Source organism: Listeria valentina, from assembly GCF_011800755.1.
GTDB lineage: Bacteria > Bacillota > Bacilli > Lactobacillales > Listeriaceae > Listeria > Listeria valentina.
Genome location: NZ_JAATJW010000082.1, coordinates 1 through 8874 on the forward strand (window position 1 = coordinate 1; position 8874 = coordinate 8874).

The following is an 8874-nucleotide window of genomic DNA, read 5'->3' on the forward strand; positions in this document are numbered from 1 at the left end:
TATGTTTTTTTAGTAAGAAAACAAATTTGTTTAGCAAAAGAAACTTGGTAGAAGCCTCATTTTCCGCCAAGTTTCTTTTTATTTTGCAAAAAAACTATCAAAAGAAAGGTGGCATCTGCTATACTAAAAAATATTAAGGAGGTGCTTAGGATGAGTCTAAAACTTCGCGAATTGTTACAGCTGCCTTCTTTAAAAGATGCAAAAGTAGTGGCTGGACGTGCCGGTTTGGAGAGATTTGTTTCCTCAATTTCTGTTCTCGAACATACCGATACAGAAGCTTTTGAAGCAGAATTGTTTAATAATAATGAATTTTACGGCGATGAAATTGTGATTTCCGGTTTGATAAGCATCAAAGATAATGAAGAAGCGCAGTGCAGCATGGTTCGTAAACTGCGTCGTGCGGGTGAAATTGGATTGATTTTATATTACGTGGGGATTTATCTTCCGAAAGTTAGTCAAAAAATGATTGATCTCGCGGATGAACTCGATTTCACGCTGATCGTCATGCCAGAAAATGAACGAGCTTTGCGTTATAGTGAAGTGATTTATGAAGTCATAGAGGCGATTGTCAAACAAGAAATGAATGAAACACAATTTTCAGGAAAACTCTTGGAACAAATCTCGATGCTGCCGGAAAACCAGCGAAGTGTCGATACCATGCTTAAAATACTTGCAGATCGGACGAAAACATCCGTTGCTCTTGCGGATAATAGCGGACAACTTGTGAACGCCGTGACTTGGCCGCGAAGTAACACCCTCGATTTAGGAAAAAATATACAAACGATTAAAAACGAAGACATTGTGCAAGAACAGCAGGTGTGGAAGACGAAGCGCCCAATTTTGCAAAATGGCATTCAAACGATGTCGCTTTACCTAATGAAAGAGCAAACGGCGCTCACAGAAAATTTAGCCATCCAAATGGCAGAAGTTGTTCAAGTTTTCATGAATCTTTGGGGCGAAAACTACCAAGAAGTCAGCCCTCGTGAACTCATGAAAGCGATCATGAATAACGAAAGCGTTAAGATGCGCCGCCTCGGAAAATTGTTTGACATCGACGTTTCGGCTATTCAAAATATGTGGCTGATTGCAGTGAAAGACTTGCAAAAAAACAACGAAGTCCTGCGCTTTTTGAAGCAAACAATTGCACCTTGTTTCCAGGTTTCGTTAATTGATTTCTATGATGATTTTATTGTTGTTCTGATGGACAAAAGCCGAAAACAAGATGAATTCGAGTCGCTTGCACTCGCGTGCTCGTCTGAAATGGAAAGACAAGGAATAAAAATGTCCCTTGTAAAGTGCTTTGGGACAACGAGTACAGTGGAAGTGCAGGAAGCTTACATGACTGTAAAAAACTATTTGCCAGCAGCTCGAAAAGTCTATACCTCAAAAAATGTTTTTTTCTATCAAGAAATCGAATTTGTCGCGGATTGTCTGGAAACTATTTACAGTGGGGAATCTGCCGTTGCAGAAATATTTAAGCAAATAAAGCCACTGATGCAGCATGGAAATAATGAGGACGAATTATTAGTAACGCTTGCTACTTTCTTATTAGATGCTGAACTGAGTTACAGAACAGCAGCCGAAAAACTATTTTTGCACCGGAATACGATTAAATATCGAATCAACAAAGTGAGTGAATTGCTCGCATTTCCAGTTACTAAAATCCCCGAAAGCTACAAGGTTTACCGAGCCGTTGCCATTTGGCGGATTTTAGGGGAAAGTCATAAACGATAAGGATAAACGGATAGTTTTGTCACTTTTGACAAGAATTATCCGTTTTATTTTGCTTTTTTGCTAATTACATCAATTTTGAGTTTTTGTATAATGGAGGCATTACTAAAAAAGGAGGCAGAAAATTATGGCAATAAAAAATACAAACAATCAAGAACAAGCACAATCTTGGACCGGTCTAGCGTTTGTTTGGACGGGGGCAATGATTTGCATTCCCAGTTTAATGATTGGCGGAACGCTTATTGCGGGCATGTCATTTTGGGAAGCCATCCTAACCGCTTTAATCGGGAATGGCATCATCGTGGTTTTAATGATCTTCCAAGGCATTCAAGGAAGTGATTTAAAAATGCCAGCTGTAAAAGCTGCTGGCCAAGTATTTGGAAAGCAAGGCTCCAAAAAGCTAATTTCGATAATCCTCGCAATTAGCTGTCTCGGCTGGTTTGGCATCCAAGCGAATGTTTGTGGAATGGCTTTCTCGCAGTTTTTAAGTCTCTATCAAATTGATTTTCCCGTTTGGCTTTCCTCAATCGTTTGGGGCATCATCATGCTTGTTTCCGCACTTTATGGAATTAAAATTCTCAATTTGTTAAATTATATTGCCGTACCTGTTTTGTTTGTGGTCTGTCTCTACGCGCTAGTTGTTTCACTAAAAGGAGATGTTTCACAAGTTTTTCAACATCAGCCAACAACTAATCTGCCGTTTCTAAGTGGGCTTTCAATCACAGTGGGTTCTTTTGCACTTGGAGCCGTTATTGCTGGTGACTATTCCCAGTACACTAAAAAACGCGGCGATATTGTCAAAGCTTCTATTTTAGGTATTTTGCCTTCTGGTATTTTTATGATTGCTGTTGGTGCTATCTTAGCTATCACAGCAGGAACAGCAGATGTTACAGCCGTTTTTACGAAGCTTGGACTGCCTGTTATTGGCGTAATAGCTCTCGTTCTTGCTACATGGACAACAAATGCAGTTAACGCTTTTTCAGGGGGGATTGCCATTTGCAATATCTTTAACTTCTCAAAAAGCAAGGAAAAAATTGCAGTTGCCTCCGCAGGAATTCTTGGAACGATCTTAGCTGCATTTGGCATTTTAAATTATTTTGTACCGATTATGAATATTTTATCTGCGATGGTACCTCCCGTTGCGGGTGTCATGATTGCTTCTTATTGGGTTGTTCAAAAAGGGGATAAAACCAAGTGGAAAGAAGTGCAAGGAATTAACTGGATGGGAGTTACAGCTTGGGCGGCAGGAGCCGTTATTGCCTGTATCCCTGTTATCTTTAGTTTCTTTCCAAAACTCCCCGAACTTCCTAATCAGCCTTTAATCGGTTGCATCATTTCCTTCGTTGTTTATCTAGTTGGAAAAAAGATCGCGGATAGCCGTAAAAAACAAGTTTTAGAAGAAGATTTTTGAGTGAACAGGAGGAATTTTGATGCGTTATTTAGATGAACAAGCAATTGAAGATATAGCTTTAGGAGCAGCCTTTTTAGGAACGGGCGGAGGAGGAGACCCGTATATTGGAAAAATGATGGCTCTTTCTGCTTTAAAAGAATTTGGACCAGTAAAATTACTTTCTGCGGATGAAATCTCAGATGATGACTTTTTTATTCCAGCGGCAAGTATGGGCGCGCCGTCTGTCATGATTGAAAAATTTCCAAAAGGAGATGAATACTTGCGGATTTTCGATAAGCTAGGTCGCTATATTGGGAAAGAATTAACAGGAACTTTTCCGATGGAAGCAGGGGGTGTAAATTCGATGATTCCAATTGTTGTAGCCGCGCAACTCGGGATTCCGTTAGTCGATTGTGATGGAATGGGACGCGCTTTTCCTGAACTCCAAATGGTGACGTTTCATTTAAATGGCGTTTCAGCAACTCCGATGGCGGTGGCAGACGAAAAAGGAAATATTGAAATCATTGAAACGCCAAATAATCATTGGACAGAACGCTTGGCACGTGCTGCCACAGTTGAGATGGGAGCAAGTAGTTCTGTTGGGCTATATCCTTGTACAGGAAAGGATATTAAAAAGTCAGGAGTTCATGGGATTGTCAGTTTGTCGGAAAAAATTGGACAAATTATCCAATCTAAAAAACAAAACCAAGCTGAAAAACTAAAACAATTGCTTGAAGCAACAGAAGGATATCATCTCTTTAGCGGCAAAATTGTTGATGTTGAGCGGGATATGGCAGGTGGCTTTAATCGTGGCTGCGTCACGATTAAAGGATTGACGGAACAATCCCAAGATGAAATGAAAGTGTATTTCCAAAATGAAAACTTGATCGCTCGAAAAAACGGAGAAGTGGTCGCAATGACTCCGGATTTAATTTGCTTAACTGACCTTGAAACCCTTCATCCAGTCACGACAGAATCATTAAAATACGGGAAGCGTGTGCATGTGCTTGGACTTCCTTCAAATCCGCAGTGGCGAACAGAAAAAGGACTGGAAACCGTTGGACCGCGTTATTTCGGCTATGATTTAGATTTTGTTCCTATTGAAAAAACGCAGGCGAAAGGAGGAGCTGTTCGTGTATAAATTAGGAATTGATGTCGGCGGGACAAATACCGATGCCGTCGTATTGAACGAAAAATTTGAACTAGTTGCAAGCGTTAAAGTTCCAACGAGTGGCGATATTGAAACTGGCATTCGCGCTGCACTGAAGCAAGTTCTTGAAAAAGCGGAGATTGAACGAGACAAAGTCTCTCATGCGATGCTTGGAACGACGCAATGTACGAATGCCATCGTAGAACGAAAAAAATTAGCACAAGTTGGCGTGATTCGACTGGGCTATCCAGCAACGGCATCTGTTTTGCCTTATACGGCTTGGCCAGACGACTTAGTTGAAAAACTTTCCGGGAAGTATAAACTTGCTTCTGGCGGATTTGAATTTGATGGTGGAGAACTTTCCGCTTTTTCAGAAACAGAGATTCGAGAGATTCTCAGAAGCTGGAAGGGAAAAGTAGAAGCTGTTGCGGTTGTAGGTGTATTTTCATCGTTGAAAAATGAAGAAGAATTTCGGGTGGCAGAAATCGCAGCTGAAGAACTTGGCGAAAAAGTTCCAATTTCGCTTTCTTCAACGATAGGTTCGATTGGTTTGATTGAACGCGAAAATGCGAGCATTTTAAATGCGGGTCTGTTCAAAGTGATGGAAAGAACAAGTAGCGGTTTTGAAAAAGCACTACAAAGTGAAGGTATTCATCAAGCAGAAGTTTTTCTTTGTCAAAACGATGGGACGCTAATGTCAATTGAATATGCCAGGAAATTTCCGATTCTTACGATCGCTTGCGGACCAACGAATAGCATCCGAGGCGCAGCTTATTTAGCCGGATTAAAAGACATTTTAGTTCTGGACGTTGGCGGAACCACATCAGATATTGGAGTGCTCGCTGGCGGGTTCCCGCGTGAATCATCTCTTGCAGTTGATGTTGGTGGGGTTCGAACGAATTTCCGCATGCCAGATATCATCTCCATCGGACTTGGTGGTGGCAGTATTGTCAGGCGTGACGGGGAAGAAGTGACTGTTGGACCGGATAGCGTTGGATACCGGATTACGGAAGAAGCGCTTGTTTTTGGTGGTGAAACGATCACGGCTACAGATATTGCCGTTCGTTTAGGGCGAGCAAGTGTAGGAGATCCGAAGAAAGCTGAACAAATTCCACTTGATTTCGCTGAAAAAGCTTATCAAAAAATTGCAGAAATGACAGAAGTGGCAATTGATAAGATGAAAACGAGCTCAGGAGATGTGGAAGTCGTCTTAGTTGGTGGAGGGAGCTTGATTATTCCGGATCAGCTGAAAGGCGTGCGGGAGATCATTCGTGATGAAAACGGAGCGGTAGCTAATGCGATTGGCGCTTCTATTTCGCAGATCAGCGGTGAATACGAGCAAATCTACATTTATTCGCAAAAACCACGTGAAGAAGCTCTGCAAGATGCAGAGAAAAAAGCTTACGAAAAAGCGAAACTTGCGGGAGCAGTTCCCAAGACAATTCAAGTTGTAGAAGTAGAAGAAATTCCACTTGCTTACCACCCAGATAATGCGACACGTCTTCGAATCAAGGCTGTTGGTGATTTAGTGTAAAAAAAGCTCGTTGCTAGAAATGGCAACGAGCTTTTTGGGTTTCTTAGTCGCGTAATCCTTTTCCATTTAAAATCTGTGGAATGAATTTCTCGATTCGCGCTTCACGCGTTTTGCTTTGCTTAGCACCAGCAAAATAATATAAATAAGCTTTTCTACGGCCGGGTGTAAGAGCTTCAAAAGCAGCCTTCAAACTCGCGTTTTCTTCAAGTCGCATGGCAAATTCTTCAGGCATCTCGATTTCATTAGCCTTTTCTTTCTTTTCCACTTTTAAGCCTGCTTTTTCGACTTGGATGGCTTCTAAAACGTAAGCTTTGATGACTTTTTGAAGGCGTTCTACATCTTTTACAGAAGTAAAACGTAGTTGTTTACCGACACGTGAGTTTTCCCCGATATCTACAAGAACGCGTTCTGGATCTGTTAATAAAGAACCTTTGAAAAACAAAAGCGCGCAGTAAGCCTTAAAGCCTTGAATCAAAACGATATTTTTGTGATTTACACTGTAACAAGGCTTATGCCACTTAAATTCCTCGGTTATTTCCACATCTATATCTAGCAAAATGGTTCGGAGTTTTTCTGTTACTTCCCGCCAAATTGGTATTTCACGCACGTAATCTTCTACTTTTGGATTGACTTTCGTTTTTGTCATTGTTATCGCTCCATTTCCGTTCTTGTATAATTTTTTACTATTATAGCATGCTGGCTTTGAAAACTTAACTAATAGTAACCAAAATTGATCCTATAAAATTACTTTGACACCGGTCATTCTTCCCACCTATAATAAAGAAGAAAGAAGGGAGCGGACAGCTTGAAAAGGGAAGAGGATCAATTTATTATTCAAACAGCACTTTTAACGGGCAAGCTGCTACTTGAGAACGGGGCAGAGACAGCTCGAGTGGAAGATACGATGGAGCGAATCATCCGAAAATGTCTTGGGAATACTGCATCTAAAAGTTATTATACATATGTGACGCTTTCCGGCGTTTTTGTTCGAACGGATCTGGCAGAAAATAGTTTTTTACGAATTGATAGTCGTGGATATAACTTAGAAAAAGTCGTCCAAGTCAATCAAATTTCACGGGACTTCACAGAAGGAAAAACGACGCTTCCAGAAATGAAGAAACAACTTGAAAAAATTGATGCAGATACCAGTCGAGACGCTATGTGGAAGCAACTTTTTTTTACGGCACTTTTAAGTGGCGCAATTGTTTTGATTTTTGGCGGCAGTTGGAAAGATCTTCCCAGTGCTGTAATCGGCGGCGTTTTGGCTTACTTTGCGTTTCAAAAACTAACCAGTATGGCTGATTATCCCTTTATCTTTGAATTTCTGTCCACTTTTATTGGTGGGTTAGCCGGTTACCTCGTGCACCAACTAATGGGGTCGGATATCAACTTGACGATGATCGGGACAGTCGTTCCACTTGTTCCAGGGATTGGGATTACGAATGCGATCCGTGACTTGCTTGCACGCCACTACATTTCGGGCATCATTCGACTATTTGAAAGTCTATTTGTAGCCGCGGCTCTCGGATGCGGCGTAGCGCTCGTGATTTTATTATTTAATTCTTGAAAAAGGGGAAGTTTTCATGTTTTTCGAACTGATTTACCATTTTATTTTCAGTTTCATCGCTTCGTGCGCCTTTGGTTTTTTGTGTCGCATTCCGAACAAAACGATCATTGCAGGCGGAATTGTTGGTGGAGCGGGCTGGCTCGGTTACTATATCATGAGTGAAAATGGCTTCGGTGTGTTTATCACAAGTTTTTGTTGTTCACTCATTTTAAGTACGCTCAGTTATGCTTACAGTTACATTCGTAAATATCCATCGACTGTTTACTTTATCCCCGGACTCGTTCCTGTTGTTCCAGGGATTACTTTTTACGAAGTCTTTAAAGAACTGTTCACGAGTCACGCGGAAGTGGCGCTAAGCACGTTTTTCAATGTAATCGCTTCTGCCGTAGCACTTGCTTGCGGAATCATCATTGGAAACATTTTATTTCTACTACTTTTTAAACCACTTATCAATCAAGTTAAAACTGCTCTCAGGTGAGGGCAGTTTTATTTTGTCCAGTTTTCGTTCTACAAGCGAAAAGTTTTACGCTATAATAAGTTAGAAATCGAATAGGATGCATGTATTTTGGAGAAGCTTTATTTTTATTGACTCTCTCACAATGTCAGGCTTTAAATTTATAAGTAAAAGGAGAACAAGTATGTTTCGAATTGGCGACTTTTCCAAGCTTGCGCAAGTAAGCATTAGAATGCTGCGACATTATGACAAATTAGCGCTTATTAAACCAGTTAAAATTGACCCAGAAACAGGATATCGCTATTATGAAGCACGTCAGTTAGAAGAAATCGAACGTATCCGGGAGTTACAAAGCATGGGTTTTACTTTAAAAGAAATCAAGTGGATTTTTGAGCAAACTGATGAAAAACAAGCACTTTTTTCGCTATATGAAAGTCGCTATCAAGCATTAAAACGAGAAGCGAAAAACATAGAAGAACAAATGGAGCGATTAAAAGAAGCAAAACCGTATTTTCAGCATAATCAGTCCTATTTGGTAAAAGTAAAAACTTTACCAGAGCGAACAGTCATCAGCTTGCGTGAGAAAATTCCCGATTATTCTTCTGAAGGAATTCTTTGGAATAAGCTTTATCAAATTGCGGCAAGAGACAAGATTTCTTTTGCAAAAGAGAGGCTCGATTGCGCGATTTTCCATGATGAGAGTTACCTTGAAAGCTTTCCAGATATTGAAGTGCAGTCAGTAGTAACAAATTTAGCAGCAGCTTATTTTTGCAAAAAGGTTCCTGAACAATTAGTGGCGTCGATTACATTTAGCGGTTCCTATGAAAAAATGAGCGTTGTTACAGAAACGTTTGCCAAGTGGATTGAAAGTAATCCTTACGAAATTGCAGGTCCGATGTTAAATATCTATCACGTTTCGAAGGCAATGGAAAGTGATCCAGAAAAATGGCTTACGGAAGCTTGTTTTCAAGTAAAAAGTCTAGTGGTAATAAGTCAAGCTGAACTTTTAAATTATTTTCAAGGAAAAACTAATTTTTGAGCGCACTGA

General features: G+C 40.5%; 8 protein-coding genes. 7 read left to right on the plus strand and 1 reads right to left on the minus strand.

The window, feature by feature from the left end; all coding sequences use genetic code 11:
• Positions 1–150 precede the first annotated feature (150 nt).
• The 4 genes from HCK02_RS12600 (at position 151) to HCK02_RS12615 (ending at position 5805) form a co-directional block, all read left to right on the plus strand.
• Positions 151–1734 (plus strand): PucR family transcriptional regulator, encoded by a 1584-nt coding sequence (locus tag HCK02_RS12600; protein ID WP_167630460.1) that lies wholly within the window; start codon positions 151–153, stop codon positions 1732–1734.
• 124 nt (positions 1735–1858) lie between these two features.
• The gene (locus HCK02_RS12605; RefSeq protein ID WP_167630461.1) at positions 1859–3142 is read left to right on the plus strand and encodes a cytosine permease; all 1284 of its coding nucleotides are present in this window, start codon (positions 1859–1861) and stop codon (positions 3140–3142) included.
• A gap of 19 nt (positions 3143–3161) precedes the next feature.
• Positions 3162–4262, plus strand: coding sequence for an S-methyl thiohydantoin desulfurase family protein (locus HCK02_RS12610; RefSeq protein ID WP_167630462.1), 1101 nt, complete (start codon positions 3162–3164; stop codon positions 4260–4262).
• Complete coding sequence (locus HCK02_RS12615) at positions 4255–5805, plus strand: hydantoinase/oxoprolinase N-terminal domain-containing protein (protein ID WP_167630463.1); 1551 nt, start codon at positions 4255–4257, stop codon at positions 5803–5805. Before HCK02_RS12610 ends, HCK02_RS12615 begins: the two co-directional genes overlap by 8 nt.
• Positions 5806–5848: 43 nt before the next feature.
• Here HCK02_RS12615 and HCK02_RS12620 read toward each other — a convergent pair whose 3' ends face one another.
• Entirely contained in the window at positions 5849–6451 is a 603-nt protein-coding gene (locus HCK02_RS12620) for a YdeI/OmpD-associated family protein (RefSeq protein ID WP_167630464.1), read from the minus strand.
• Between the two features lie 159 nt (positions 6452–6610).
• Here HCK02_RS12620 and HCK02_RS12625 point away from each other — a divergent pair, with 159 nt between their 5' ends.
• From HCK02_RS12625 to HCK02_RS12635, 3 genes are all read left to right on the plus strand, one after another.
• Positions 6611–7372, plus strand: a complete 762-nt coding sequence (locus tag HCK02_RS12625; protein WP_167630465.1) for a threonine/serine exporter family protein — start codon at positions 6611–6613, stop codon at positions 7370–7372.
• A gap of 16 nt (positions 7373–7388) precedes the next feature.
• Entirely contained in the window at positions 7389–7850 is a 462-nt protein-coding gene (locus HCK02_RS12630) for a threonine/serine exporter family protein (RefSeq protein WP_167630466.1), read from the plus strand.
• A 160-nt stretch (positions 7851–8010) separates the two neighbouring features.
• The gene (locus HCK02_RS12635; protein WP_167630467.1) at positions 8011–8865 is read left to right on the plus strand and encodes a MerR family transcriptional regulator; all 855 of its coding nucleotides are present in this window, start codon (positions 8011–8013) and stop codon (positions 8863–8865) included.
• Positions 8866–8874: the final 9 nt, after the last annotated feature.

Coding starts and splice junctions, on each gene's coding strand:
- HCK02_RS12605 (WP_167630461.1), top strand. CDS start 1,859: ATGGCAATAAAAAATACAAACAATCAAGAACAAGCACAATCTTGGACC.
- HCK02_RS12635 (WP_167630467.1), top strand. CDS start 8,011: ATGTTTCGAATTGGCGACTTTTCCAAGCTTGCGCAAGTAAGCATTAGA.
- HCK02_RS12600 (WP_167630460.1), top strand. CDS start 151: ATGAGTCTAAAACTTCGCGAATTGTTACAGCTGCCTTCTTTAAAAGAT.
- HCK02_RS12620 (WP_167630464.1), bottom strand. CDS start 6,451: ATGACAAAAACGAAAGTCAATCCAAAAGTAGAAGATTACGTGCGTGAA.
- HCK02_RS12630 (WP_167630466.1), top strand. CDS start 7,389: ATGTTTTTCGAACTGATTTACCATTTTATTTTCAGTTTCATCGCTTCG.
- HCK02_RS12610 (WP_167630462.1), top strand. CDS start 3,162: ATGCGTTATTTAGATGAACAAGCAATTGAAGATATAGCTTTAGGAGCA.